The following is a 25,927-nucleotide window of genomic DNA, read 5'->3' on the forward strand; positions in this document are numbered from 1 at the left end:
GACCTGGACCACGCCCGGTCGTCAGACCCGAGAGCCGTCTTCACATCACCCTCGAGTATTACGGGGCCCTAGGGGATCCCCTTCCTGAGGGCTACACAGAGTTATCCACAGGCCTTGGTGAACCTATTGACGCTGCCTCTAACAACTGTCACATTCACCACTGTCACGTTACGGACGCGTACCGCAGTCGACGAGGACGGGGCGGATGACGACGGCACCGAGAGAAGAACGCACCGCGGAGCCCGAGGACGGAGGACAGGTGACGACACTGGAGGACGCGCGCGAGCGCCGGGTGCACACGGGCGGGATCGACCTGTGCGTGCTGGAGCTGGGAGACCCGTCGGCCCCGACGGTCGTCCTCGTCCACGGCTACCCGGACAGCAAGGAGGTGTGGTCCGAGGTCGCGTCCCGGCTGGCCGCCCGCTTCCACGTGGTGCTGTACGACGTCCGCGGCCACGGCCGCTCCACCGCCCCGAAACCGCTGCGCGGCGGCTTCACCCTCGCCAAGCTGACCGACGACTTCCTGGCGGTGGTGGACGCGGTCAGCCCGGACCGCCCGGTGCACCTGGTCGGCCACGACTGGGGATCGGTGCAGTCCTGGGAGTTCGTCACGGTGGGCCGCACCGAGGGCCGTATCGCCTCCTTCACCTCGATGTCCGGGCCGTCCCTCGACCACTTCGGGCACTGGATGAACGCGCGTGTGAAACGCCCGACGCCCCGCCGGGTGGGCCAGCTCCTGGGCCAGGGCGCCAAGTCCTGGTACGTGTACCTGCTGCACACCCCGGTCGTCCCCGAACTGGCCTGGCGCGGCCCGCTCGGCAGGAGCTGGCCCGGGATCCTCCGACGGGCCGAGGGGCTGCCCACGGGCGACTACCCGACCGCCTCCCTGCGCTCCGACGCCGCGCAGGGAGCATGGCTGTACCGCGACAACGTCCGGCCCCGGCTGCGCCGCCCGCGCGAGGACGCGTACGCGCACGCGCCCGTGCAGCTCATCACGCCCCTCGGCGACGCCTTCCTCTCCGAACGCCTCTACGACGATCTGGAGCACTGGGTTCCGAGGCTCACCCGGCGCACCCTGCCCGACAAGCACTGGATCCCGCGCACCCGCCCGGACCAGGTATCCGCCTGGATCGAGCAGTTCGTGCTGGCCGTCGAGAGCGGGCAGGACACCCAGCCCCCGCGCGCGGACCGTCACGCACAGCGCTTCGGCGGCCAGTTGGTGCTGGTCACGGGGGCGGGCAGCGGCATCGGGCGGGCGACCGCGCTCGCCTTCGCGGAGGCGGGCGCGCGGGTGGTGGCCGTGGACCGGGACGGGGAGGCCGCCGCCCGCACCGCCGAACTGGCCCGGCTGGCCGGCGCGGCGGACGCCTGGGCCGAGACCGCCGACGTCTCCGACGAGCAGGCCATGGAGAAGCTCGCGGAGAAGGTCCACCGCGCGTACGGCGTAGTGGACGTGCTGGTCAACAACGCGGGCATCGGCCTGTCGGGCTCCTTCTTGACGACGACACCGGAGGACTGGCGGCGGGTCCTGGACGTGAACCTGTGGGGCGTGATCCACGGTTGCCGGCTCTTCGGGGCCCGGATGGCCGAACGCGGCCAGGGCGGGCACATCGTGAACGTCGCGTCGGCGGCCGCGTACCAGCCCTCCCGCGCGCTGCCGGCCTACAGCACGTCCAAGGCGGCGGTCCTGATGCTGTCGGAGTGCCTGCGCGCGGAACTCGCGGACCGGCGCATCGGCGTGAGCGCGATCTGCCCCGGCTTCGTCAACACCAACATCACCTCGACCGCCCGCTTCACCGGGGTGAACGAGCAGGAGCAACGGCGTCGGCAGCAGCGGTCCGCGCGGTTGTACGGGATGCGGAACTACCCGCCGGAGAAGGTGGCTTCGGCGATCCTGGACGCGGTGGAGCGGAACCGTCCGATGGTGCCGGTGACGCCGGAGGCGCGGGGGATGCGGGCGCTCTCGCGCCTGGTGCCCGGGATGTCGCGGCGGCTCGCGAGGGTGGAGCCGAGGATGTGAGGAGCCCCGTATGACCGACCTCACCGGCCTCCCGTCCCAGGCCGCCTACCGGATCGAGGACCTGGCGCGCCTCTCCCGGACCTCCGTCCGCACCGTCCGCGCCTACCAGGACAAGGGTCTCCTCCCCCGTCCGGAACGGCGGGGCCGCGCCAACCTGTACTCCGACGCCCACCTGGCCCGGCTCCACCAGATCGCCGACCTCCTCGCCCGCGGTTACACCCTCGCCTCCATCAGGGAACTCCTCGACGCCTGGGACACCGGCCGCGGCCTGGCCGGCGTGCTCGGTCTCGTCACCGAGGCGGAGGGTCCCTGGACCGACGAGGAACCGGCCCGGCTGTCCCGCGCCGAGCTGGCCGCCCGCTTCGGCGGCTCCTCGGACGACGCGGCCGTGGCGGAGGCCGTGGCCCTCGGCGTCCTGGAGCCGGTGGACGACGACCCGGACGCCTTCCTCGTCCCGAGCCCCCAAGAGCTGGCGGTCGCCGCGGAGTTGCACAGAGCCGGGGTGCCGCTGTCCGTGATCGCGGGCCACCTGCGGGAGTTGAGGGTCCAGGTCGAGCACATAGCCGCCCGTTTCCTGGAGTTCACCACCGAGCACGTCTTCGCCCGCTATCTCGACGACCCGGACCTGCGCACCGACGCGAAAGCGGCCGAGGCGGCCGACCTGGTCCGGCGTCTGCGGCCGTTGGCCCAGCAGACCGTGGACGCCGAACTCGCCCGCGCCATGGGCCTGTTCGCGCCCCGCGAGGTACGCAGGCAGCTCGGTGCGGAAGTGCGGTCGACCGCACCTGCCGAGACGCGTTCCGTGGCGCTGCCCGCCGAGACGGTCCAGGCCGTACGAGGCCTTGTTGGTCCCGAACACACTCCGGAGTTCATCGCGCTCGCCGCCGAACGCGAGGTGCGCTCACGTCACTTGGACACTCTGGCCGCACATCACAGGCCTGTTAACGATCTTGACGAAACACCTTGAAACGCCCGCCCGTTGTCCACAGTGCCGCCAATTCCCCTGTGGATAACCACACTTGGCTGTGGACCAAACCCGCGACGAAAAATATCTGCGTGATCCGCGTCTCTCCCGGCACGCTGGTGGCATGAACGACAAGAAGACCGTCAGACAGAACGAAGATCGGCGCACCGTACAGAACGAAGATCGGCGCACCGTGAAGGTGTCGAAATACCTCTCCAAGCACCTGCGCCACCAGCCCGACCGCATCGGACTGACGCTGGACGAGGCCGGCTGGGTCGAGATCGACGCCCTGCTCGCGGCGACCGCGGCCCACGGGTTCCCGGTCAGCCGCGAGGAACTGGACCACGTCGTCGCCGCCAACGACAAGCAGCGCTTCGCGGTCGACGGCACCCGGATCCGCGCCAGCCAGGGCCACAGCGTCGACGTGGACCTCGGACTGCCGCCGGCGACCCCGCCGCCGTACCTCTACCACGGCACCGTCGCACGGAACCTGGACGCGATCCGGACGGCCGGCCTGAAGCCCATGAACCGGCACGACGTGCACCTGTCGGCCGACCGCGAGACGGCGACCCGGGTGGGCGCCCGGCGCGGGCGCCCCGTCGTGCTGTCGGTCGACGCGGGCGCGATGCACCGGGACGGCCATGTCTTCCACCTCAGCGCGAACGGGGTATGGCTGACGCAGGCCGTACCACCCGCCTACCTGCACTTCCCCGAAGCGCACTGACCCCGGCATCATGAGTGGTATGGACCATTCGGGGCACTACCGGGAACACCTGCCGACGACCGAGGCGGCCGTCGGCGCTCTCCACACGATCGCAGCCCAGTACGGGCTGGAGATCGAGGTCACACACGACATCGGCGCCGACCGGACCTCCCGGCGCAGCGCGGCGGGCTTCGGCGTCACCACGGACCCGGACGGTTCGCTGCCGCACGAGGCGTACGCCGAGTTCAGCGGGGTGCCCCGGGTGAGCGTGCGGCTCTTCCCGGAGGACGACGCGCTGATCACGGTCGAGGGCGTCGCGTTCCACGACGTCCCGCGCGACGACGTCCCCGGCTTCCTGCACTCCGTCTTCGGCGGCCTGAGCCACGTCCGGGGCCGCCGCTTCCCGCCCGCGGCCTCCCTCGTCGTGCCGCTGCCCGGGGACCGCACCTACCGGGAGCACCTCGCCGCGCACCTGCTCACCCCCTGGCTGAGCAGCCGCGTACGGTGACCGCTCCCGCGCCGCCGGTGACCGTTTCGTCCCCCGCCGACGCGCCCCCTTAGTCTCGGACCCATGAGTCTGCGTCTGAGCACCGTGATCCTCCCGTACCGCCGCTGGAACGAGGGCGGCTCCGCCGCCTGGACACGCGCCGAGGAACTGGGCTACCACACCGCGTACACCTACGACCACCTGTCCTGGCGCAGCTTCCGGGACGGCCCGTGGTTCGGTGCGATACCGACGCTGACCGCCGCCGCGGCCCGCACCGAGCGGTTGCGGCTGGGCACGCTCGTCACCTCCCCGAACTTCCGGCACCCGGTGACGCTCGCGAAGGAGCTGATCTCCCTCGACGACATCTCCGGCGGCCGGATCACGCTCGGCATCGGCGCGGGCGGCACCGGTTTCGACGCCACCGCACTGGGCCAGGAGCCGTGGACCCCGCGTGAGCGGGCCGACCGGTTCGCCGAGTTCGTGGCGCTGCTCGACCGGCTGCTCACCGAGGACACGGTGACCTACGAGGGCGAGTTCTACTCGGCCGGCGAGGCGCGCGACATCCCGGGCTGTGTACAGCGGCCCCGGCTGCCCTTCGCGGTGGCCGCCACCGGCCCGCGCGGGCTGCGGCTCGCCGCGCGGTACGGCCAGGCCTGGGTGACCACCGGTGACCCCAAGCTGTACGAGACGGGCACGCCCGAGCAGTCCTACGAGGCGCTGCGCGGACAGCTCGGCCGGCTCACCGAGGCCTGCGCGGCTGCCGGACGGGACGTGTCGGAGCTGAACCGGGTCCTGCTCACCGGGTTCACCCCGGACCGCGGCGGTCCGCTGGAGTCGCTGGACGCCTTCGTGGACTTCGCCGGCCGCCACCAGGAGCTGGGCTTCACCGAGTTGGTGATCCACTGGCCGATCCCCGACTCGATGTTCGCCGCCGAGCAGAAGGTCTTCGAGCGGATAGCCATGGAGGCCCCGGCCCAGCTGGGCTGACCATCGGTCCCGGCCGGGGTCCCGGGCCCGGCTGCCAGGACGCTTCGGAGTCGTCTGTGTCTCATCTGTGCACCGTGCCGCACTGCCGTGCGGGCATATGCGCGAGAATGGCCCGGTGRCCTCAGCGACCCGACAGCCCGAGACCCCTGCCTGCGCGACCCCGCCCCGGCTGATCGCCACCGATCTCGACGGCACCCTGCTGCGCGACGACAAGTCGGTCTCCGCACGGACGGTCGCCGCACTGGCGGCCGCCGAGGAGGCGGGAATCGCGGTCTTCTTCGTGACCGGCCGCCCGGCCCGCTGGATGGACGTCGTCAGCGACCACGTCCACGGCCACGGCCTGGCGATCTGCGGCAACGGCGCCGCCGTGGTCGACCTGCACGGCGGCCCCGGCGCCCACCGCTTCGTGAAGGTGCGCGAGCTGGCCAGGGAGAACGCGCTGGACGCCGTACGGCTGCTGCGCGACGCCGCGCCGGGCACGGTGTACGCGATCGAGCAGACGTACGGCTTCCACCAGGAGCCGGCCTACCCCAAGCTGCACATGGAGATACCGGACCACCTGCTGGCCGCCGAGGACATCCTCGCCGTCGACGGTCCGAGTGCCGGCGAGCCCGTGCTCAAGATCCTGGCCTACCACCCCGACCTGGATCCCGACGCCTTCCTCACCCTCGCCCGGCTGGCCGTCGGCGACCGCGCCACCGTCACCCGGTCCAGCCCCAGCGCCCTGCTGGAGATCAGCGGCCCGGGTGTCTCCAAGGCCAGCACGCTCGCCCTGGAGTGCGCCGAGCGCGGTATCTCGCACGAGGAGGTCGTCGCCTTCGGCGACATGCCCAACGACGTCGAGATGCTGACCTGGGCCGGCCAGTCGTACGCGATGGGCAACGCCCACCCCGCCGTCATCGCCGCCGCCTCCGGCCGCACGGTCGCCAACAACGAGGACGGCGTGGCGGTCGTGATCGAACAGCTGCTGGCAGCGCGCGACTGATCCGAACGCCGGTCCGGCCGGTTCCGGAGGGCACTCCGGCCGGTTCCGATGGACGGTCCGGCCGATTCGGGAGGGCGGTCCGGCGGGTCAGGCCGCTCCGACCAACGACTCCGCCGCCGCCTCCCGCTCCGCCATCATCCGCAACGGGCCGGCCACCGCGACCAGTTCCGCGTACGGCCCGCGCTGCACCACCCGTCCCCCGTCGAGCACGATCACCTCGTCCACCGCGGCCAGGCCCGCCAGCCGGTGCGTGATGAGCAGCGTGGTGCGGCCCTCGGTCGCCGCCAGCAGATCCGCGGTGAGCGCGTCCGCCGTGGGCAGGTCGAGGTGTTCGGCGGGCTCGTCCAGGACCAGCACCGGGAAGTCCGCGAGCAACGCCCGGGCGAGCGCCAGCCGCTGGCGCTGCCCGCCGGACAGCCGCGCCCCGTGCTCACCCACCAGGGTGTCGAGCCCCTCGGGCAGCCCGTCCACCCAGTCGAGCAGCCGGGCCCGGTCCAGCGCGTCCCGCAGATCCGCCTCGTCGGCGTCCTTCCGGGCGAGCAGCAGGTTCTCCCGCACAGAGCTGTCGAAGAGGTGCGCGTCCTGGGCGCACAGTCCGACCAGCCGCCGTACGTCGTCGCTGTCCAGGCCGTACGCGTCCACGCCGGCGACCGTGTAGGTGCCCGCGTCCGGGTCGAGGAACCGCAGCAGCACCTGGGCGAGGGTCGTCTTGCCGGAGCCGGAGGCACCGACCACCGCGACCCTGCGCCCCTCGTGCAGGGTGAGGTCGACCCCGGCGAGCGCGTCCCGTGTCTGCCCGTGGTGCCGGGCCGTCAGCCCCTTCAGTACGACGGGGAAGGGCAGGGCGGGCGCCTGGCGCGGCCGCTCCGGCTCACGTACCGGCTCGGGCGCGTCCAGCACCTCGTAGATGCGCTCGGCGCTCTTGCGTACCCGCTGACGGTGCCGGACGGCCGTAGGCAGGCCCAGTACGGCCTCGAAGGCGGCCAGCGGGGTGAGGACGACGACGGCCGTCGCCACCCCGCTCAGCCGCCCGTCGGCGACCCCCTGGGCGCCCAGCAGCGCGGAGGCGGCGACGGTGAGCCCCATCAGCAGGGTGGTCAGGCCGTCCCCGAGCGCGGTGGCGGTGGCGGCCCGCGAGGCGATCCGGGTGAGCGTGCCGTCGGCCCGCCGGGCCGCAGCGCTCCGGGCGGGCAGCGCACCGGCGACGGTCAGTTCGGCGGTGCCGGTGAGCAGGTCGGTCACCCGGGTGGCGAGCAGCCCCCGGGCGGGTGCCAGCCGGTGCTCGGCCCTGCGGGCGACGGCGGAGGTCAGCAGGGGAACCCCCACGCCGGCGGCCAGCAGCCCCGCCGCGAGCGCCGCCCCGGCCTCGGGCAGCAGCCAGGCGGTGAACCCCACCGCGCCGGCGGACACGGCCACGGCGACACCGACGGGCAGCAGCCATCGGAGCCAGTAGTCCTGGAGGGTGTCCACGTCGGCGACCAGCCGGCTGAGCAGATCGCCCCGCCTGGTCGCCCGGAGCCCGGCCGGGGCGAGGCGCTCCAGCCGCCGGTACACGGCGACCCGCGTATCGGCCAGCATCCGCAGCACGGCGTCGTGCGACACGAGGCGCTCGCCGTAGCGGAACACGGCCCGCCCGATCCCGAAGGCCCGGGTGGCCGTCACGGCGACCATCAGGTATAGCACCGGCGGCCGCTGCGAGGCCCGTGAGATCAACCACCCGGAGGTCGCCATCAGACCGACGGCGCTGCCGAGCGCGAGAGCCCCCAGCAGCAGCGCGAGCAGCAGTCGCCCCTGCCGGGCCCGGGAGGCGGCACGTACCCGGCCGAGGACACCGCGCCGGCGCACGGACACCGGATCCACGGAGCCGTCCACGGCTCGCACGGACCGTTCCGTGGCCTCCCCGTCCGGTGAACCGGGTCGGGTGACGGACGGGGTGTGGTTCCGGGGGTCCAGGAGGCTCCGCCTCCCGGAGGCGTCGCCACCGGAGAGCCGTACCACCCGGTCCGCCACCGACAGCAACGCCGGCCGATGCACCACCAGCAGCACGGTGCGCCCCTCGGAGAGCCGCCGTACCGCCGCGACGACTTCCCCCTCGGTCGCCCCGTCCAGTGCGGCCGTCGGCTCGTCCAGCAACAGCACGGGCCGGTCGGCCAGAAACGCCCGTGCCAGGGCCAGCCGCTGCCGCTGCCCCGCGGACAGGCCCGCCCCGTCCTCGCCGAGGACCGTCTCCGCTCCGTCCGGCAGCGCGTCCACGAACTCCAGCGCCCCCGCGTCCCGCAACGCCTCCCGCACCGCGTCGTCGTCCGCGTCGGGACGCGCGAGCCGTACGTTCTCGGCGATCGTCCCGGCGTACAGGTGGGGCCGCTGCGGCACCCACGCGATCCGCGACCGCCACTTCTCCAGGTCGACGTCGGCGAGATCCGCGCCCCCGGCCCGTACCCGCCCCTCGGCCGGCCGCACGAACCCCAGCAGCACGTTCAGCAGGGTCGACTTGCCCACCCCGCTGGGGCCGACCAGCGCGACGGTCTCCCCGGGTTCGACCGTGAACGAGACGTCGGTGACCGCGTCCGCCGACCGGCCCGGATAGCGGACCGTCACCCCTTCGAAGGCGAGGGAAGCCTGGGCAGGCACCTCACCGGCGCCCGATACCGGTACCGGCGTCTCCAGCACCGCGAAGATCTCCTCGGCCGCCGCGAGCCCCTCCGCCGCCGCGTGGAACTGCGCGCCCACCTGGCGCAGCGGAAGGTATGCCTCGGGCGCCAGCACCAGGATGACCAGCCCGGTGTACAGATCCATGTCGCCGTGCACCAGCCGCATCCCGATGGTCACGGCGACGAGCGCCACCGACAGCGTGGCGAGCAGTTCCAGCGCGAAGGACGAGAGGAACGCGATCCGCAGGGTCCGCATGGTCGCCTGCCGGTACTCGCCGGTGATCCGGCGGATCGACTCGGCCTGCGCCTTGGCCCGGCCGAACACCTTCAGCGTGGGCAGTCCGGCGACCACGTCCAGGAAGTGGCCGGACAACCGGGACAGCAGGCGCCACTGGCGGTCGGTCCGGGACTGCGTGGCCCAGCCGATCAGGACCATGAAGAGCGGGATCAGCGGCAGCGTCCCGACGATGATCGCCGCCGACACCCAGTCCTCCGTGACGATCCGCGCCAGCACCGCGACCGGCACCACCACCGCGAGCCCCAGCTGCGGCAGGTAGCGCGAGAAGTAGTCGTCGAGCGCGTCGACACCGCGCGTGGCGAGGGTCACCAGCGACCCGGTCCGCCGGCCGCTCAGCCAGTCCGGACCGAGGGCGACCGCCCGGTCGAGAAGCTGTTCTCGCAGGTCGGACTTGACCGCCGCGCTGGCCCGGTGCGCGGCGAGCTCGGTGAGCCAGGAGACCAGTGCCCGGCCGACGGCGACGGCGGCCAACAGCAACAGAGGAGTGCGGAGTTCGAAGACCGGGTGGCCGTGCTGGAAGGCTCCGACCACCACTTCCGCGATGAGCATGGCCTGGGCGATGACCAGTGCGGCACCGACGGCACCGAGTCCGACCACGGCCACCAGGAAGAGGCGGGTGGCGTGCGTGTAGCGCAGCAGACGGGGATCGATTGGTTTCACGTGAAACATGCCCTTCGGCCCGGATGGGGTGTTTCACGTGAAACACCCCGTCCTCGGACTCAGTGCGCGGCTTCGGTCGCGATGTGCTGCGTACCGATCCGCTTGCGGAAGACCCAGTAGGTCCAGCCCTGGTAGAGCATCACCAGGGGCGTGGCGATCACCGCCAGCCAGGTCATGATCTTCAGGGTGTACGGGCTCGACGAGGCGTTGGTGACCGTGAGACTCCAGTCCCCGTTGAGCGACGACGGCATGACGTTCGGGAAGAGCGAGAGGAAGAGCATCGCCACAGCGGCCACGATGGTCACACCGGACAGAGCGAAGGCCCAGCCCTCGCGGCCTCGCAGGTTCGCCCCGAGAGCGGCGAGCAGCGCGGCCACGGCCACGACGACGGCCACCAGGCTCTTGCCGTCACCACTGTCGATCTGGGTCCACAGCAGGAAGACCAGTGCGACCACGGCGGTGAGCAGCCCGACCTTGGTCGCCAGCTTCCGTGCCCGGACCCGTATGTCACCGACGGTCTTGAGCGCGGTGAACACCGCCCCGTGGAAGGTGAACAGGGTCAGCGTCACCAGCCCGCCGAGCAGCGCGTACGGGTTGAGGAGGTTCCAGAGGGTGCCGACGTACTCGAAGTTCCGGTCGATCTTCACGCCGTGGACGATGTTCCCGAAGGCCACGCCCCACAGGAACGCCGGGATCAGCGAGGTCCAGAAGATCGCGGTCTCCCAGTTGCGCTGCCAGTTCTCCTCAGGCCGCTTCGCCCGGTACTCGAAGGCGACTCCCCGGACGATCAGGCAGACCAGGATGACCAGCAGCGGCAGGTAGAAGCCGGAGAAGAGGGTGGCGTACCACTCGGGGAAGGCGGCGAAGGTCGCGCCGCCCGCGGTGAGCAGCCACACTTCGTTGCCGTCCCAGACGGGGCCGATCGTGTTGATCAGCACCCGCTTCTCCAGCCGGTCGCGGGCGAGCAGCTTGGTGAGGATGCCGACTCCGAAGTCGAAGCCCTCCAGGAAGAAGTAGCCGGTCCACAGGACGGCGATCAGGACGAACCAGACGTCGTGAAGTTCCATGACTGCGTCTCCCTCGGCCTAGTACGAGAAGGCCATCGGCTTGTCGGCGTCACGGGCCTCGCCGCCGATCTTCGTGGGCGGGTTCAGGTCGGCCTCGGTGAGCTCGGGCGGGCCGGCCTTGATGTACTTCACCAGGAGCTTGACCTCGACCACGGCGAGGACGGCGTAGAGCGCGGTGAAGGTGAGCATCGAGATGAGGACCTCGGTCTGGGAGACACCGGGGGAGACCGCGTCACGGGTCTGCAGGACGCCGTAGACGACCCACGGCTGACGTCCCATCTCGGTGAAGATCCAGCCCCAGGAGTTGGCGATCAGCGGGAAGCCCAGGGTCCAGATCGCCACCAGCCAGTACAGCCTGCCGAGCTTCGGGCTGAGGGCCTTGTTCCTGAAGAGGACCAGGTTCGGCACCTCGTCCTCGCCCACCCTCAGATGCTGCGGCAGCATGAACTTCTTGCGGGTCAGCCAGAGTCCGGCCAGGCCGATGGCGAAGGACGCCATCCCGAACCCGATCATCCAGCGGAACGCCCAGAAGGTGACGGGGATGATCGGCCGGTAGTCGCCGGCGCCGTACTTCTGCTGCTCGGCCTTGTTGGTGTCGTTGATGCCGGGCACGTACGAGTTGAAGTCGTCGTCGGCGAGGAAGGACAGCACGCCCGGGACGGAGAATTCGACGGTGTTGTGGCCCTTGCTCACATCGCCGTAGGCGAAGATCGAGAACGGCGCCGAGTTCTGGCCGTCCCACAGGGCCTCGGCGGCGGCCATCTTCATCGGCTGCTGCTTGAACATGACCTTGCCGAGCGTGTCACCGCTGACCGCGGTGAGCAGACCGCCGATCACCACGGTGATCAGACCGAGCCGCAGCGAGGTCTTCATCACACTGATGTGCTTCTTGCGGAACAGGTGGAAGGCGGCGATGCCGACCATGAAGGCGCCGCCGGTCAGGAAGCAGGCGCTCAGCGTGTGGAAGGCCTGGGCCAGGGCGGTGTTCTGGGTGAGCACGGCCCAGAAGTCGGTGAGCTCGGCCCGCCCCTTCGCCTTGTCGATCTTGTAGCCGACGGGGTGCTGCATCCACGAGTTGGCCGCGAGGATGAAGTACGCCGACAGGATGGTGCCGATGGAGACCATCCATATGCAGGCCAGGTGGATCCTCTTGGGCAGCTTGTCCCAGCCGAAGATCCAGAGCCCGATGAAGGTGGACTCGAAGAAGAACGCGATCAGCGCCTCGAAGGCGAGCGGAGCGCCGAAGATGTCGCCGACGAACCGCGAGTAGTCCGACCAGTTCATACCGAACTGGAACTCCTGCACGATGCCGGTGACCACGCCCATCGCGATGTTGATCAGGAAGAGCTTGCCCCAGAACTTGGTCGCCCGGAGGTACTTCTCCTTCTCCGTGCGCACCCAGGCCGTCTGGAGGCCGGCCGTGAGCGCGGCCAGCGAGATCGTCAGCGGGACGAACAGGAAGTGGTAGACGGTGGTGATGCCGAACTGCCAGCGCGCCAGTGTCTCCGGCGCCAAAGCCAGGTCCACGTCGTCAGTCTCCTTACGTCGCCGAGGTACAGCGGCATTCGCCCCCTTTGTCACGTGCATCACGCGACAAACAGGCGACGCTTGTGAATGCATTCACATTCACAAGCCATTATGACGCACTGATTGTCGGAACCTGAAGGGGGGTGGCGCATGAGCCGTTCGGCACCCCGCTGACGCACGTGCGGGGCCGCCCGGCCCTTGATCGGCCTCGCGACCCCGCACCCGTGGACACCGCCAGGGGTCAGAGCTCCTTGCGGAAGCCCTCCGCCACCTTGAGGAAGATGTCGTTCGCCTCGTTCTCGCCGATCGTGACCCGCACACCCTCGCCCGGGAACGGCCGGACCACCACGCCGTGCTCCTCGCAGGCGCCCGCGAAGGCCGTCGTGCGCTCCCCCAGCCGCAGCCACACGAAGTTGGCCTGGCTCTCGGGCACCGTCCAGCCCTGGGCGCGCAGCGCACCGACCACCCGCTGCCGCTCGCACACCAGCGAGCCCACCCGGCCGAGCAGCTCGTCCTCGGCCCGCAGCGAGGCGATCGCCGCCTCCTGCGCGAGCTGGCTCACACCGAACGGCACGGCCGTCTTGCGCAACGCCGCCGCCACCGGCTCATGGGCGATCGCGAAGCCCACGCGCAGCCCGGCGAGACCGTACGCCTTGGAGAAGGTCCGCAGGACACAGACGTTCGGCCGCTCACGGTAGATCTCGACGCCGTCGGGCACCTCAGGGTCGCGGATGAACTCCCGGTACGCCTCGTCGAGGACCACCAGCACGTCACTCGGCACCCGGTCGAGGAATCGTTCCAGCTGCGCACGGTTCACGACCGTGCCGGTCGGGTTGTTCGGGTTGCAGACGAAGACCAGGCGGGTGCGGTCGGTGACGGCGTCCGCCATCGCGTCCAGGTCGTGCACGTCACCGGGGGTGAGCGGCACCTGCACCGAGCGGGCACCGCTGATCTGCGTGATGATCGGGTAGGCCTCGAAGGACCGCCAGGCGTAGATCACCTCGTCGCCGGGACCGCTGGTGGCCTGGATCAGCTGCTGGGCGACACCGACCGAGCCGGTGCCGGTGGCCAGATGCCCGAGCGGGACCCCGAAGCGGTCCGACAGTTCGTTCATCAGCCCGGTGCAGGCCATGTCCGGGTACCGGTTGAAGGCGGTGGCGGCCGCGGTGACGGACTCCATCACGCCCGGCAGCGGCGGATACGGGTTCTCGTTGGAGGAGAGCTTGTACGCGACCGGCCCGTCGGCCGCGGCCGGCTTGCCCGGCTTGTAGGTGGGGATACCCTCCAGCTCGGCGCGCAGCTTGGGGCTCGTCTCGCTCACCGCAGTCCTCCTCGCGACCACCGGCGGACCGTCCGCACCGCCGGCATCCAATACTGCTCACCTTATGAGGATTCGGCGCCACTGCGTACAGTCGCGGAGCGCGCGAGAGGCCGCGCGGGACGCGTCGGGAACCGGCCGTGGTCAACCCCATAGGTCCCACAGGCATCACGGGCATCACTGTACGAAGGCGCATTTATCGGGGGCGCGCCCTACATATATCTACGCGCCGGTGGCTCACGCCGTAGCGCGCATCACCCGTGCAGGTGAGTTGAGACCTCTTCGAAACATCGGGCACTTGGCAGGCCCATCCGTGCCGACAAGTCACGTCTCGCCATTGGATCGTTCAACTGACTTTCTTTCTAAGGTAGTTGACCCTTTTTGACCTTGCAGAAACGTGCCTGTCAACGCGTGCATATGCGTCCGCACTACCCCACCGCATGAGCCCTACTATCGGCTCGCCATGACAGCAGCAGGGAAGCACCAGGTGAGCCGCGCGGAAACCTCTCGGCGAGGCAGCCGGCCGGGCCGGGCGGGCATCAGAGACGTGGCCGCCGCCGCCGGAGTCTCCATCACGACCGTCTCCGACGCCCTGAACGGCAAGGGCCGGCTTCCGGATGCCACCCGGCGCCATGTCCGCGAGGTGGCCGACCGGCTGGGGTACCGCCCCTCCGCCGCCGCCCGCACCCTCCGTACCGGCAAGTCGGGACTCATCGGCCTGACCGTGACGACGTACGGGGATGAACCTTTCACCTTCACCGAGTTCGCGTACTTCGCCGAGATGGCCCGGGCCGCCACCTCGGCCGCGCTCGCCCGCGGCTACGCCCTGGTCATCCTGCCCGCGACCTCACGCCACGACGTCTGGTCCAACGTCGCCCTGGACGGCACCGTCGTCATCGACCCCTCCGACCAGGACCCGGTGGTCAGCGAGCTGGTCCGGCAGGGGCTGCCGGTCGTCTCCGACGGCCGCCCGGCCGGTTCGCTGCCGGTCACGGCCTGGGTGGACAACGACCACGAGGCCGCCGTACTCGGCATCCTCGACCATCTCGCCGCCGCGGGCGCCCGCCGGATCGGCCTGCTCACCGGCACCACGACGGACACCTACACGCACCTGTCGACCACCGCCTACCTGCGCTGGTGCGAGCGCGTCGGCCAGGATCCGGTCTACGAGGCCTACCCGGCGCACGACCCGTGTGCGGGCGCCGTCGCCGCCGACCGGCTGCTCGCCCGCCCGGACCGGCCCGACGCCGTCTACGGCCTGTTCGACCCCAACGGCACCGACCTGCTCGCCGCCGCCCGCCGCTACGGGCTGCGGGTCCCCGACGACCTGCTGCTGGTGTGCTGCAGCGAGTCCACCGTGTACGCCAACACCGAGCCGCCCATCACCACGCTCTCGCTGAAGCCGCGCCGGATCGGCACGGCGGTGGTGCAGCTCCTCATCGACGCCATCGAGGGCGTCGAGTCGGACCAGCCGGTCGAACAGGTGATACCGACCGAACTGATCGTGCGTACCTCCTCCCAGCGACGGGCGCCACGCACCACGGTGAGCCCGCCGCGGGCACCGGAGGAGGAGTAGCACGGACACACGGAGGGGCCCCCGGCCGCCTGCCCGCCACCGCCGGGCGGGGGCCGGCAGGTGAACGGCCGACGGTCGAAGCCCTGCCCAACCGGGGCGAAAGCGGCACCGAACCGGAGGCCGGTCCCGATTCACCACCCCTGGGTCATCACACGGCGCGACCGGCATTCCTATGATGGGCCCACGACACCGCGGGCCGCTGCGACCAGGCAGTCCGAACCGGTGCAGTTGCGGCGCGATGGTGGAGGGGTCTGATGACTCAGGGGGCCGGTCAGGGACCCGAGGCGGAACGGACGGCGACGTTGCGCGACTTCCGGGTGCCCGCGTACGTCAACGAGACCGGTCCGTACGCCCACAGCACCCATCCCGCCGAGGCCGCCCCGCCGCTCGACGAGCCGTACCCCGAGGACTACCCGGAGGGGTACACCCCGACCGAGCGCGACCTGCCCGTGATCAACCGCGGCGACACGCTCCAGATGCCGGTCGAACCGGCCGCCGCCCCGGCCGCGCAGCCCGCGGACGGCCCCGGCCCGCTGTACGTCGTCGGAGACGTGCACGGCTACTTCGACGAACTGCTCACCGCGCTGCGCGAGCAGGGCCTGGTCGACGCCGACGGCCGCTGGTGCGCGGGCACCGCCCGCCTGTGGTTCCTCGGCGACTTCACCGACCGCGGCCCGGACGGCATCGGCGTCATCGACCTCGTGATGCGGCTGTCCGCCGAGGCCGCGGCGGCCGGCGGTTACTGCAAGGCCCTCATGGGCAACCACGAGCTGCTGCTGCTCGGCGCCAAGAGGTTCGGCGACACCCCCGTCCACTCCGGGGCGGGCACCGCCACCTTCCAGGCGGCCTGGCTGCTCAACGGCGGCCAGAAGACCGACATGGACCGGCTCCAGGACCACCACCTCCAGTGGATGGCGCGCCTGGACGCGGTGGAGGAGGTCGACGGCTATCTGCTGGTCCACTCCGACACCACCGCCTACCTCGACTACGGCGACTCGATCGAGGCGGTCAACGACACGATCCGCGAGACCATCACCCGCAATGACGCGGACGAGGTCTGGGACCTGTTCCGTAAGTTCACCAAGCGCTTCTCCTTCCGCGACGAGGGGGGTGCAGACGCCGTCCGTTCCCTTCTCGATACGTACGGCGGCACCCGCATCGTTCACGGACACAGCCCGATTCCCTATCTGCTGGGCGAAGTCGGCTCCGAGGACGACGAAGAGGGCACCAGGCCCGTTGTGGAAGGTCCGCACATCTACGCGGACGGCCTCGCCATCGCCATGGACGGCGGAGTGACCATGGCCGGAAAGCTGCTGGTGAGGCAACTCCCTCTGGACGTCTGAGCGTTCTGTACGCTGTTCTGTCCCTCCGGCGTCACACGCGGGCCACCCCCAATTTCGGGCAACCCCCTGTCACCGCGTGCCTTAACGGCTCTACCATCGGTTTATCCGTAGCAGGCTCCCCTCCGTTTCTGCCCGACGGTTCGCCGGCGTGCGAGCCACAAGCCCTACGGAGCATCGGGGGATGCACATGAACAGCGTTCCGCAGCACCTGCACAGCGAGGACCGCCAGGAATACGAGCGGATCCTCGATGAGGCGCTGCGCTCCGCCCCTTACCGTCCCGAACTGGCCCCCATGGGCCGGCATTTGAACTCCGAACAGCTGCGCACCATGGCGCTCAACGCCACCGCACTGATCACGGCGGCCGCGGCGACCGAGTACCAGCACTACGTGAAGGTCCGCGAGGAACTGCGCAATCCCGCGCGGTCCACCCCTGCCCCCGCCCAGCAGTCCGACTCCGCCGAGCCGGCCGTGGGCGGCGCGCTGGGGCTCGCCGCCACCCTCGGCGAGGCCGCCGAGACCACCGGCGCGGGCGGCTTCGCCCTCGCCCTGGTCCTGGCGCCGGTGCTCGCGGGCACCGCCGCCGCGATCTTCCTGCTCGTCGGATACGTCCTGAAGATGCTGGACCCGGCCCCGGCGTTCGCCCAGACCATGCTCACCGCCGGCTGGGTGTTCGGCGCCGTGACCGCGGCCGCCATCCTCATGGCGGGCGCGGGGCTGCTGCTCACCGCACTGCGCAACAGCCCCTCGCTGGAGGCCGGAGCCTACGGCGAACCCGGCGGGGAGGTGGCCAAGGCCCGGGATGCCTGGCGGGACGCCCTGCTGGAGCGTGGCATCCTGCCCTTCCTGCGGGAAGCGCTGGCCACCGACGCGGGCCCGGCCGAACTGCACCGCACGGCCCCGTCGGGCCCGGCGGGCCGGATGCCGCGCCTCGGCTACGACCGCCCCGCCTTCAGCACCGACGACGGCGCGACGCCCGCGTCCCGCCCGAGCTTCAGCAGCCCGGACTACACCAGCCCGGACTTCGGAGGCCCGGAACACCAGCCGGAATAGCCCGGTCTGCGCCCCCACCCGGGGGCGCGGACCGGACACCCGACCGAGCCGAACAGGCCCCTGAGATCGCCGGCAAGCAGAAAAGCGTCAGAGGATGCCCGCCTGGCCGGCGGCAGTGAACCCCGTTCTCAGTCCGCGATCGGCAGGTACACCCTGTTCCCGCTGGCCGCGAACTCCTTCGACTTCTGGAGCATCCCCTCCGCGACCTCCTCGGGTGACGCCCCCTCGGCAGCCGCGCCGCCGAACCGCTCCGTGATGCTCTGACTGATCTTCATCGAGCAGAACTTCGGCCCGCACATGGAGCAGAAGTGGGCCGTCTTCGCCGGCTCCGCCGGAAGGGTCTCGTCGTGGAACGCACGGGCCGTGTCCGGGTCCAGGGCGAGGTTGAACTGGTCCTCCCACCGGAACTCGAAGCGCGCGTCGGACAGCGCGTCGTCCCACTCCTGCGCACCCGGGTGGCCCTTGGCGAGGTCCGCCGCGTGGGCCGCGATCTTGTAGGTGATGACACCGGTCTTGACGTCGTCCCGGTTGGGCAGGCCGAGGTGCTCCTTGGGGGTCACGTAGCAGAGCATCGCCGTACCCCACCAGGCGATCATCGCGGCACCGATGCCGGAGGTGATGTGGTCGTACGCCGGCGCGACGTCCGTGGTCAGCGGGCCGAGCGTATAGAACGGAGCTTCATCGCAGATCTCCTGCTGAAGGTCGATGTTCTCCTTGATCTTGTGCATCGGGACATGGCCCGGGCCTTCGATCATGGTCTGTACGTTGAAACGCTTGGCGATCCGGTTGAGTTCCCCGAGCGTCCGCAACTCCGCGAACTGGGCCTCGTCGTTGGCGTCCGCGATGGAGCCGGGCCGCAGGCCGTCGCCCAGCGAGTACGTGACGTCGTAGGCGGCGAGGATCTCGCAGAGTTCCTCGAAGTTCTCGTACAGGAACGATTCCTTGTGGTGGGCGAGGCACCAGGCCGCCATGATCGAGCCGCCGCGCGAGACGATACCGGTCTTGCGGTTCGCCGTGAGCGGGACGAACGGCAGCCGGACACCCGCGTGGACGGTCATGTAGTCCACGCCCTGCTCGGCCTGTTCGACGACGGTGTCCTTGTAGATCTCCCAGGTCAGTTCCTCCGCCCGGCCGTCGACCTTCTCCAGCGCCTGGTAGAGCGGCACCGTGCCGATGGGGACGGGGGAGTTGCGCAGCACCCACTCACGGGTGGTGTGGATGTTGCGACCGGTGGAGAGGTCCATGACCGTGTCGGCGCCCCAGCGGGTCGCCCACGTCATCTTCTCCACCTCCTCCTCGATCGAGGAGGTCACCGCCGAGTTGCCGATGTTGGCGTTGACCTTCACCAGGAACCGCTTGCCGATGATCATCGGCTCGATCTCCGGGTGGTTGACGTTGGCCGGCAGCACGGCCCGCCCCGCCGCGATCTCCTCACGGACGACCTCCGGCGTGACGTTCTCCCGGATGGCCACGTACTCCATCTCGGGCGTGATCTCACCCCGGCGCGCGTACGCGAGCTGGGTGACCGCCTCACCGGTCCGGCCGCGGCGCGGCTGACGGGGGCGGCCCGGGAACACCGCGTCCAGGTTGCGCAGACCGCCGCGCGGTGAGGTGTGCTTGATCCCGTCGTCCTCGGGACGGACGGGACGGCCCGCGTACTCCTCGGTGTCGCCGCGGCCGATGATCCAGTTCTCCCGCAGCGGGGGCAGGCCCCTGCGGACGTCGGTCTCGACGAGCGGATCGGTGTACGGGCCCGAGGTGTCGTAGAGCGTGACCGACTCCCCGTTGGTGAGGTGCACCTGACGGACCGGCACTCGCAGGTCGGGGCGGGAGCCCTCGACATACCCCTTGTGCCAGCCGATGGACTCTCCGGCCCTCTCGGACGTTTCGCCCGCAATGGGCTGTTCGTCCTGGCTGAGGGCAGGCGTGCGTGCGTCCTTGTTGGTCATGAGACCTACTCCCTACGCCGGCATTACCCGGTAACAGGTTCGGCGGTCGACGCAGCGGCTTCCGTGGGGCGGCGCTTCCTGTGAAACATCACTCGTTCCACGTGAAACATCGCGAATACGGAGGTCAGCGCCCTCTCAGCCCGGTGCTCCGAGCTCCCGCGTGTGCAAAGGTGCCTCCACGCTAGCGTCAATTCGGGCGCGGTGAACAGGGGGCCCCTGCCGTTCTTGCGATGATCTGGCGGTGACCACGACACAGCAGTCCTCCTATCCGCCCCCTGACCCAAGGCGCGCCAACGGCGCGCCCCGTGGCGGCGGACCCGGCCAAGGGGGCCATGGTGGCGGTGCCGCCCATGACCAGGAACACGGCCACGATCAGGGGCACGGTCACGGGCACGACCAGGGGCACGGTCACGGGCAGGGACAGGGTCATGGCCATGGGGAAGGTCATGGTCACGGCCATGGGCAGGTCCCTGGGCCGGGGCATGGAGGGCCCGGGCATCAGGAACAGGGTCCCGGTCACGGGCACGGTCACGGTGGTTCCGGTGGCGGGCACGGGCACTCGCACAGCCACGGTCCCGCCGCACCCGTCTCGAAGCATCTGCGCAAGGTCATCGCGGCGATCCTCATCCCCTTCACCGCCGCGGTCGTGGTCGGTCTGGTGGTGCTGTGGCCCGGTGGGGCCCCGCCGCACGAGCGCACCGGCGTCGGTTTCGACCGGCAGACGCAGGCGGCCACGGTCGTCAAGGTCGTCTCGGTCAGCTGCAAGTCCGTCAATGCCTCCGGGGGCGGCACGACGGGCGACGCCTCCACCGGGGACGGGACCTCCGCGGCGGAGGAGGACGGCGGCACCTGCAAGAAGGCCACGGTCCGGGTCGACACCGGCAAGGACAAGGGCCGCACCTTCACCGAGATCGTGCAGCCCGACCAGTCACGGCAGTTGCACCAGGGCGAGAAGGTCGTCGTCGCGTACGAGCCCTCGGCGCCCAAGGACCTGCAGTACTCGGTCACCGACGTGGACCGGAAGTTCCCCATGGCGTTGCTGGCCGGGATCTTCGCGTTCGCCGTCGTGGTGGTGGGCCGGCTGCGCGGTGTGATGGCGCTGGTGGCGCTGGCCGTCAGCTTCATGGTGCTGACCCTGTTCATCCTGCCGGCGATTTTGCAGGGCTCGAATCCGTTGCTGGTGGCGGTGGTCGGGTCAAGCGCGATCATGCTGATCGCCCTGTACATGTGCCACGGCCTGTCGGCGCGTACCTCGGTGGCGGTGCTCGGCACACTGGTCTCGCTGTGCCTGATCGGCCTTCTCGGTTCGGAGTTCATCGACTGGGCCGCGCTCACCGGCAACACCGACGACAACACCGGCCTCATCCATGGTCTGTACCCGTCGATCGACATGAGCGGTCTGCTGCTGGCCGGCGTCATCATCGGCTCGCTGGGTGTCCTGGACGACGTGACGGTGACCCAGACGTCGGCCGTCTGGGAACTGCACGAGGCCAACCCGACGATGGGCTGGCGCGGGCTGTACCGGGCGGGCATCCGTATCGGCCGCGACCACATCGCCTCCGTCGTCAACACCCTCGTGCTGGCCTACGCGGGCGCGGCGCTGCCGCTGCTACTGCTCTTCTCGATCGCGCAGAGCAGCGTGACGACGGTCGCCAACAGCGAGTTGGTGGCCGAGGAGATCGTGCGCACCCTGGTCGGCTCGATCGGCCTGGTCGCTTCCGTGCCGGTCACCACGCTGCTGGCAGCCCTGGTGGTGTCGGCCGACCGGCCGGGCACGGCGGCGGTCGCGGCGGGGGACGCTTCGGCGCGTGGCGGCCGCGGGCGACGCCGGAAGCACTGAGGGGCACCGGGGACCCACCGAAGAGCGCTTCCAGGGCTTCCCAGGGCTCGGCGAGGGCCGACAGGGGCCCACAGGGGCTCGCAGAAGCGTTCCTGCCAGTCCTCGCCCGGCTCGGGCCGTGCGGCTCGCCCCCGGTGCCGTAACGCTTCAGCCGGTGCTCTGCTCCTCGGCGAGGATGCGGTCCAGGGCCTCGTCCAGATGGGCGTCGAAATCGGCGAGCGCGCCTTCCTGGCCGAGCGGCACCAGCTTGTCCGTACGGTCGAGGAAAGCCACCAACGGGGGCGCCGAGGACCGGAACATCGCCTGGTCACCACCGACCTGAAGCCGGATCAGCACCTCGCCCAGCACCTCGGTGTCGGCGGGCGCGATGTGCACGTCGCCCTCGCCGCACGGCCGGCCCACCCCGTCGATCAGCAGCTCACGGCCGAAGGCCCAGGTCACCGGTGCGTCCCCGGGCAGATGGAAGGTGAGCCGTACGGCATACGGATCACAGGTCTCGTAGCGCAACTCCACGGGGATGCGGAAGGAGAGCTCCTCCGAGACGAGAAAGCTCATCATGACTTCTGCTTGTACGGACTCGCGCATCGTCTACCCCGTCATATGACGCCGACTGGCCGGGATTTACCCCTTCAATGATGGTCAAATCTTGCTCAACGTACACGAGAGATCACAAGGAGTGAGTTTTCAGATACTGATAGCGATGGCCAGGGAGCCCAGATGACGTCCGACCTCGGCTTGCAACTCCCGCACCGCGGGCAGCAGTCGGTCGGCCTGGTGCAGGGGGAGGGAGATGGCCATCGTGGCGGCCGTGGCGCCGACCGTGATGGGAATCGCCGCGCACACCGTCCCGAGCGCGTACTCCTGGCGCTCCACCACCGGCTCCATCCGCCGGGTGCGCTCCAGCCGGCGCAGCAGCGCGTGGCTGTCACGCACCGTGTACGGAGTGAGCGCCTGGACGGGGTACCGGTCGAGATGGTCGCGGCGGGCGTCCTCGTCCAGTTGGGAGAGCAGACAGCGGCCGATGGCGTGGGCGTGGCCGGTCTCACGGAAGTCCGCCCACTCCTCGACCGCCGGGCTGCCCGGGGAGTCGGAGACGCACCTGACCTCGATCTCGCCGTCCCGGTACATCGCGTAGTAGACCGGCACGCCGATGGAATCGCGCCAGCGGGCGAGGGTGTCGACAACCGCGCTGCGACGTTTCTGCTGCGCTCCGCTGCTGCTCAGCCGTTCGGCGGCCTCGCCGAGGAAGAACAGCCCTTTGTCGCGGTGCAGATAGCCCTCGTGCACGAGGGTGCGCAGCAGGTGGTAGGCGGTGGGCAGGGCGAGCCCGGTCTCGCGGGCCAGTTGCTTGGCGGGCGCGCCGTGTTCGTGTCCGGCGACGCACTCCAGCAGGCGCATGGCGCGTTGCACGGAGCCGATGAGGGTGGCCGAGTGCGGCTGTGCGGAGTCGGCCTGGGCGGGCGGCCGCTGCACGGGGGGTGTGCTGGAACTGCGTTGGGCGGGGGGTGGGCGGTGTTCCGTGGGTGCAGAGGTGGCGTCAAGCGTGGCCAAGAGTCGCTCCCGGAGCGCGAGGGGGTCAGCGACTCTAACCGTCTGTCGCCGCCTCCGGTCGGCCCGTTGGGGGAAACTTCCCTCGCCCGAGGGAACCGGCGATTCCTGTTACCGGTCACCGATTCCCTCGGTCCTCACCAGTCGCTCTTCGACGTGGAGTTCGACATGAACTTCCGCACGATGTAGATCAGTCCGCCGACCAGCGCCACGAAGATCAGCAGCTTGAAGAGCAGGTAGGCCAGGAAACCGACGATCGCGCCGATCAGACCGCCGAACACCACCAGCGCGATGACCGGCACCGCGATCCACTTCACCCACCACGGCAGACCCGTGAAGATCTCTCGCATTGCCCAGTCCTCAGCTTTCTCGTGCGCTCGGCACGTATGTCTCGTGCGTCCCGCACGATGCGATGTCCTGCACTCGATGCTAGAGCCGCGAGGGGGCCGTTCGGGGGTCCCGGATCCCTTGTCCTCCCCTGATCCGCCCCCTAGGGAACCCCGAGAGCCGGCGTCAGGCCTCAGGCGGAGAGAAGACGACCAGGACCCGCAGGTCCTCGCTGATGTGATGGAACTTGTGGGCCACCCCGGCCGGCACGTACACCACGCTGCCCCGCGCGACCTGGGTGGTCTCCAGGCCGACGGTGATGGAGGCGCGTCCGCTGACGACGAAGTAGACCTCGTCCTGGTTGTGCGGCTGCTGTGGGTCCCGCTCGCCCGCGTCCAGGGCGTAGAGGCCGACCGACATGTTCCGCTCACGCAGGAACTGCAGGTAGGCACCGTCGTTGGCGGCGCGCTCCGCCTCCAGTTCGTCCAGCCGGAATGCCTTCATCGCCGTTGTCGCCCTCGCCTCTCTACGTGCGTTCGATCTCGTCTGTCACGATCAGACACATGAAGAATTTCGTAGTCAAGACGATCGCCAACGCGGGCGCCCTGGCGGTCGCCGTATGGCTGCTCGACAAGATCACCCTCACCGGCGACAGCACCACCAAGAAGGTCTGGACGCTGATCCTGGTCGCCCTGGTCTTCGGCCTGGTGAACTTCGTGGTCAAGCCGATCGTGCAGATCCTGACCTTCCCGTTGTTCATCCTCACGCTCGGCCTGATCACCCTGGTGGTCAACGCGCTGATGCTGCTGCTGACGTCGTGGGTGTGCGACAAGCTCGACCTGAGCTTCCACGTGGAGGGGTTCTGGACGGCCGTGCTGGGCGGCCTGATCATCTCGATCGTGTCCTGGGCCCTGAACATGATCCTTCCCGACTCGGACTGAGCGCCCGATGACCTACCGCGTCTGCTTCGTCTGCACCGGCAACATCTGCCGTTCCCCGATGGCCGAAGCCGTCTTCCGTGCCCGCGCCGCCGAGGCCGGGCTCGACGACCGGGTGGCGGCCGACAGCGCCGGTACCGGCGGCTGGCACGAGGGCGACGGGGCCGACCCCCGTGCCGTCCGCGTCCTCGAGGAGCACGGTTACGACAGCGCCCACACCGCCCGCCAGTTCCAGGCGTCCTGGTTCACCCGCCTCGACCTGGTGATCGCGCTCGACTCCGGGCACCTCAAGGCCCTGCGCCGCCTGGCCCCCACCGAGGAGGACGCGCGCAAGATCCGGCTGCTGCGCTCCTACGACCCTGCGGCGGGCGACGACCTCGACGTACCGGATCCGTACTACGGCGCTCTGGACGGCTTCGAGGAGTGTCTTGAGATGGTGGAGAGGGCGAGCGAGGGGCTGCTCGCCGCCGTACGCGACGAAGTGGAGGGAACGGCCGTATGAGCGACTCGGGCTTCGACGCCGGTTCCGTGCAGGGCGAGGGCACGCGCGCGGTGCGCGCGGGACTGCCCGAGCCGGTCAAGAACGAGCCGACCCTGCCCGGGCCGGTGTTCGCCGCGCACTTCCACCTGCCGGGCGAGGTGAGCGGCCCGTACGCCTACGGGCGGGACGAGAACCCGACCTGGACGCACCTCGAGCGGGCCGTCGGGGAGCTGGAGGCGCCCGGCGAGGACGTCGAGACGCTGGTGTTCGCCTCCGGCGTGGCCGCGATCTCGGCGGTGCTCTTCTCCCAGCTGCGTGCCGGGGACACGGTCGTCCTGCCCTCCGACGGCTACCAGGTGCTGCCCCTGATCCGCGCCCAGCTGGAGGCGTACGGCATCGAGGTGCGCACCGCGCCGACCGCCGGCGACGCCCAGCTCGACGTCCTGGACGGGGCGAGGCTGCTTCTGATCGAGTCCCCCTGCAACCCGGGGCTCGACGTGTGCGACATCCGCCGGCTCGCGGGGGCGGCGCACGCGCGCGGTGCCCTCGTCGCCGTCGACAACACCCTCGCCACCCCGCTCGGCCAGCGGCCGCTGGCGCTGGGCGCCGACTTCTCCGTCGCCAGCGGCACCAAGCAGCTCACCGGGCACGGGGATGTCCTGCTGGGGTACGTCGTCGGGCGGGACGCGGAGGCCATGGCCGCCGTACGCCGCTGGCGCAAGATCATCGGTGCGATCGCCGGTCCGATGGAGGCCTGGCTGGCGCACCGCTCCCTCGCGACTCTCCAGTTGCGGGTGGACCGGCAGAACGCGACCGCCCTGCTGCTCGCCGAGACGCTGCGCGCGCGGCCCGAGGTGACCGGGCTGCGCCATCCGGGGCTGACCGACGATCCCGCGTACAAGATCGCCTCGCAGCAGATGCGCCGCTACGGCTCGGTGATCTCGTTCACGCTGCCCTCGCGCGCGCGTGCCGAGCGGTTCCTCCAGTCCCTTCGGCTGGTCGACGACGCGACGAGCTTCGGCGGGGTGCGCTCCACGGCCGAGCGGCGCCGGCGCTGGGGTGGGGACGACGTGCCGGAGGGCTTCATCCGGCTGTCGGTGGGAGCCGAGGACCCCGAGGACCTGGTGGCCGATGTGCTGCGCGCACTCGACGAGTCGGCCCGGTGACCGGATTACGGACACCGGCGCGGTTCCGGCTACGCATGACG

Annotated in this window: 22 protein-coding genes; 13 read left to right on the forward strand and 9 right to left on the reverse strand. The window is 70.4% G+C overall.

Translation table 11 applies throughout. From position 1 onward, the window contains the following. Positions 1–259: 259 nt before the first annotated feature. The 6 genes from MB828_RS10125 to MB828_RS10150 all read left to right on the forward strand — a co-directional run bounded on the left by MB828_RS10125 (position 260) and on the right by MB828_RS10150 (position 6,146). The gene (locus MB828_RS10125; RefSeq protein ID WP_301647873.1) at positions 260–2,020 is read left to right on the forward strand and encodes an SDR family oxidoreductase; all 1,761 of its coding nucleotides are present in this window, start codon (positions 260–262) and stop codon (positions 2,018–2,020) included. Between the two features lie 10 nt (positions 2,021–2,030). Beyond that, positions 2,031–2,987: a MerR family transcriptional regulator gene (locus tag MB828_RS10130; protein ID WP_301647874.1), complete on the forward strand. Its 957-nt coding sequence runs from the start codon at positions 2,031–2,033 to the stop codon at positions 2,985–2,987. Positions 2,988–3,108: 121 nt separating this feature from the next. Then, positions 3,109–3,708: an RNA 2'-phosphotransferase gene (locus tag MB828_RS10135; RefSeq protein ID WP_301647875.1), complete on the forward strand. Its 600-nt coding sequence runs from the start codon at positions 3,109–3,111 to the stop codon at positions 3,706–3,708. 19 nt (positions 3,709–3,727) lie between these two features. Then, entirely contained in the window at positions 3,728–4,195 is a 468-nt protein-coding gene (locus tag MB828_RS10140; protein WP_301647876.1) for a hypothetical protein, read from the forward strand. 63 nt (positions 4,196–4,258) lie between these two features. Next, positions 4,259–5,161 (forward strand): LLM class flavin-dependent oxidoreductase, encoded by a 903-nt coding sequence (locus MB828_RS10145; protein WP_301647877.1) that lies wholly within the window; start codon positions 4,259–4,261, stop codon positions 5,159–5,161. A gap of 97 nt (positions 5,162–5,258) precedes the next feature. After that, positions 5,259–6,146 carry an HAD hydrolase family protein gene (locus MB828_RS10150; RefSeq protein ID WP_301647878.1) on the forward strand — a complete coding sequence of 296 codons (888 nt, stop codon included), beginning with the start codon at positions 5,259–5,261 and terminating at the stop codon, positions 6,144–6,146. A gap of 87 nt (positions 6,147–6,233) precedes the next feature. On the opposite strand, the gene cydD is transcribed toward MB828_RS10150, so the two are convergent. From cydD to hisC, 4 genes are all read right to left on the reverse strand, one after another. Beyond that, positions 6,234–9,755, reverse strand: coding sequence for a thiol reductant ABC exporter subunit CydD (cydD, locus tag MB828_RS10155; protein WP_301647879.1), 3,522 nt, complete (start codon positions 9,753–9,755; stop codon positions 6,234–6,236). Positions 9,756–9,814: 59 nt separating this feature from the next. Beyond that, the gene (gene cydB, locus MB828_RS10160) at positions 9,815–10,822 is read right to left on the reverse strand and encodes a cytochrome d ubiquinol oxidase subunit II (protein WP_301647880.1); all 1,008 of its coding nucleotides are present in this window, start codon (positions 10,820–10,822) and stop codon (positions 9,815–9,817) included. A gap of 18 nt (positions 10,823–10,840) precedes the next feature. Continuing rightward, positions 10,841–12,349 (reverse strand): cytochrome ubiquinol oxidase subunit I, encoded by a 1,509-nt coding sequence (locus MB828_RS10165; protein ID WP_301647881.1) that lies wholly within the window; start codon positions 12,347–12,349, stop codon positions 10,841–10,843. A gap of 241 nt (positions 12,350–12,590) precedes the next feature. Further along, complete coding sequence (gene hisC, locus MB828_RS10170) at positions 12,591–13,670, reverse strand: histidinol-phosphate transaminase (RefSeq protein WP_133023742.1); 1,080 nt, start codon at positions 13,668–13,670, stop codon at positions 12,591–12,593. Between the two features lie 460 nt (positions 13,671–14,130). Here hisC and MB828_RS10175 point away from each other — a divergent pair, with 460 nt between their 5' ends. The 3 genes from MB828_RS10175 to MB828_RS10185 all read left to right on the forward strand — a co-directional run bounded on the left by MB828_RS10175 (position 14,131) and on the right by MB828_RS10185 (position 17,637). Continuing rightward, positions 14,131–15,243 carry a LacI family DNA-binding transcriptional regulator gene (locus tag MB828_RS10175; RefSeq protein WP_133023741.1) on the forward strand — a complete coding sequence of 371 codons (1,113 nt, stop codon included), beginning with the start codon at positions 14,131–14,133 and terminating at the stop codon, positions 15,241–15,243. A 254-nt stretch (positions 15,244–15,497) separates the two neighbouring features. Further along, complete coding sequence (locus tag MB828_RS10180) at positions 15,498–16,586, forward strand: metallophosphoesterase (protein ID WP_301647882.1); 1,089 nt, start codon at positions 15,498–15,500, stop codon at positions 16,584–16,586. A gap of 181 nt (positions 16,587–16,767) precedes the next feature. Next, positions 16,768–17,637, forward strand: coding sequence for a hypothetical protein (locus MB828_RS10185; RefSeq protein WP_301647883.1), 870 nt, complete (start codon positions 16,768–16,770; stop codon positions 17,635–17,637). 128 nt (positions 17,638–17,765) lie between these two features. Here MB828_RS10185 and thiC read toward each other — a convergent pair whose 3' ends face one another. Beyond that, the gene (thiC, locus tag MB828_RS10190; RefSeq protein ID WP_301647884.1) at positions 17,766–19,586 is read right to left on the reverse strand and encodes a phosphomethylpyrimidine synthase ThiC; all 1,821 of its coding nucleotides are present in this window, start codon (positions 19,584–19,586) and stop codon (positions 17,766–17,768) included. Between the two features lie 241 nt (positions 19,587–19,827). Here thiC and MB828_RS10195 point away from each other — a divergent pair, with 241 nt between their 5' ends. Continuing rightward, positions 19,828–21,426 (forward strand): YibE/F family protein, encoded by a 1,599-nt coding sequence (locus tag MB828_RS10195; RefSeq protein ID WP_301647885.1) that lies wholly within the window; start codon positions 19,828–19,830, stop codon positions 21,424–21,426. A 147-nt stretch (positions 21,427–21,573) separates the two neighbouring features. Here MB828_RS10195 and MB828_RS10200 read toward each other — a convergent pair whose 3' ends face one another. From MB828_RS10200 to MB828_RS10215, 4 genes are all read right to left on the reverse strand, one after another. After that, positions 21,574–22,011: an SsgA family sporulation/cell division regulator gene (locus tag MB828_RS10200; RefSeq protein ID WP_046727573.1), complete on the reverse strand. Its 438-nt coding sequence runs from the start codon at positions 22,009–22,011 to the stop codon at positions 21,574–21,576. Positions 22,012–22,110: 99 nt separating this feature from the next. Continuing rightward, positions 22,111–22,836 carry a helix-turn-helix domain-containing protein gene (locus tag MB828_RS10205; protein ID WP_133023961.1) on the reverse strand — a complete coding sequence of 242 codons (726 nt, stop codon included), beginning with the start codon at positions 22,834–22,836 and terminating at the stop codon, positions 22,111–22,113. 275 nt (positions 22,837–23,111) lie between these two features. Next, positions 23,112–23,324 carry a DUF5326 family protein gene (locus MB828_RS10210; RefSeq protein WP_301647887.1) on the reverse strand — a complete coding sequence of 71 codons (213 nt, stop codon included), beginning with the start codon at positions 23,322–23,324 and terminating at the stop codon, positions 23,112–23,114. A 163-nt stretch (positions 23,325–23,487) separates the two neighbouring features. Beyond that, complete coding sequence (locus MB828_RS10215) at positions 23,488–23,805, reverse strand: cupin domain-containing protein (RefSeq protein ID WP_046727576.1); 318 nt, start codon at positions 23,803–23,805, stop codon at positions 23,488–23,490. Between the two features lie 59 nt (positions 23,806–23,864). On the opposite strand from MB828_RS10215, the gene MB828_RS10220 reads away from it, so the two are divergent. From MB828_RS10220 to MB828_RS10230, 3 genes are read left to right on the forward strand one after another with little or no spacing between them, the layout of a single operon-like run. Beyond that, entirely contained in the window at positions 23,865–24,242 is a 378-nt protein-coding gene (locus MB828_RS10220) for a phage holin family protein (protein WP_133023735.1), read from the forward strand. Positions 24,243–24,249: 7 nt separating this feature from the next. After that, positions 24,250–24,741, forward strand: coding sequence for a low molecular weight protein-tyrosine-phosphatase (locus tag MB828_RS10225; RefSeq protein WP_301647888.1), 492 nt, complete (start codon positions 24,250–24,252; stop codon positions 24,739–24,741). Continuing rightward, complete coding sequence (locus MB828_RS10230; protein WP_301647889.1) at positions 24,738–25,886, forward strand: cystathionine gamma-lyase; 1,149 nt, start codon at positions 24,738–24,740, stop codon at positions 25,884–25,886. The genes MB828_RS10225 and MB828_RS10230 overlap by 4 nt, the downstream gene beginning before the upstream one ends. Positions 25,887–25,927: the final 41 nt, after the last annotated feature.

This window comes from Streptomyces arenae (assembly GCF_022343545.1).
Lineage (GTDB): Bacteria > Actinomycetota > Actinomycetes > Streptomycetales > Streptomycetaceae > Streptomyces > Streptomyces humi.

Bases quoted from the DNA above. Each gene is read 5' to 3' on its own strand.
- MB828_RS10130 (WP_301647874.1), top strand. From the start codon at position 2,031: ATGACCGACCTCACCGGCCTCCCGTCCCAGGCCGCCTACCGGATCGAG.
- MB828_RS10225 (WP_301647888.1), top strand. From the start codon at position 24,250: ATGACCTACCGCGTCTGCTTCGTCTGCACCGGCAACATCTGCCGTTCC.
- MB828_RS10200 (WP_046727573.1), bottom strand. From the start codon at position 22,011: ATGCGCGAGTCCGTACAAGCAGAAGTCATGATGAGCTTTCTCGTCTCG.
- cydB (WP_301647880.1), bottom strand. From the start codon at position 10,822: ATGGAACTTCACGACGTCTGGTTCGTCCTGATCGCCGTCCTGTGGACC.
- MB828_RS10140 (WP_301647876.1), top strand. From the start codon at position 3,728: ATGGACCATTCGGGGCACTACCGGGAACACCTGCCGACGACCGAGGCG.
- MB828_RS10180 (WP_301647882.1), top strand. From the start codon at position 15,498: ATGACTCAGGGGGCCGGTCAGGGACCCGAGGCGGAACGGACGGCGACG.
- MB828_RS10220 (WP_133023735.1), top strand. From the start codon at position 23,865: ATGAAGAATTTCGTAGTCAAGACGATCGCCAACGCGGGCGCCCTGGCG.
- MB828_RS10145 (WP_301647877.1), top strand. From the start codon at position 4,259: ATGAGTCTGCGTCTGAGCACCGTGATCCTCCCGTACCGCCGCTGGAAC.
- MB828_RS10175 (WP_133023741.1), top strand. From the start codon at position 14,131: ATGACAGCAGCAGGGAAGCACCAGGTGAGCCGCGCGGAAACCTCTCGG.
- thiC (WP_301647884.1), bottom strand. From the start codon at position 19,586: ATGACCAACAAGGACGCACGCACGCCTGCCCTCAGCCAGGACGAACAG.
- MB828_RS10135 (WP_301647875.1), top strand. From the start codon at position 3,109: ATGAACGACAAGAAGACCGTCAGACAGAACGAAGATCGGCGCACCGTA.
- MB828_RS10215 (WP_046727576.1), bottom strand. From the start codon at position 23,805: ATGAAGGCATTCCGGCTGGACGAACTGGAGGCGGAGCGCGCCGCCAAC.
- MB828_RS10210 (WP_301647887.1), bottom strand. From the start codon at position 23,324: ATGCGAGAGATCTTCACGGGTCTGCCGTGGTGGGTGAAGTGGATCGCG.
- MB828_RS10185 (WP_301647883.1), top strand. From the start codon at position 16,768: ATGCACATGAACAGCGTTCCGCAGCACCTGCACAGCGAGGACCGCCAG.
- MB828_RS10230 (WP_301647889.1), top strand. From the start codon at position 24,738: ATGAGCGACTCGGGCTTCGACGCCGGTTCCGTGCAGGGCGAGGGCACG.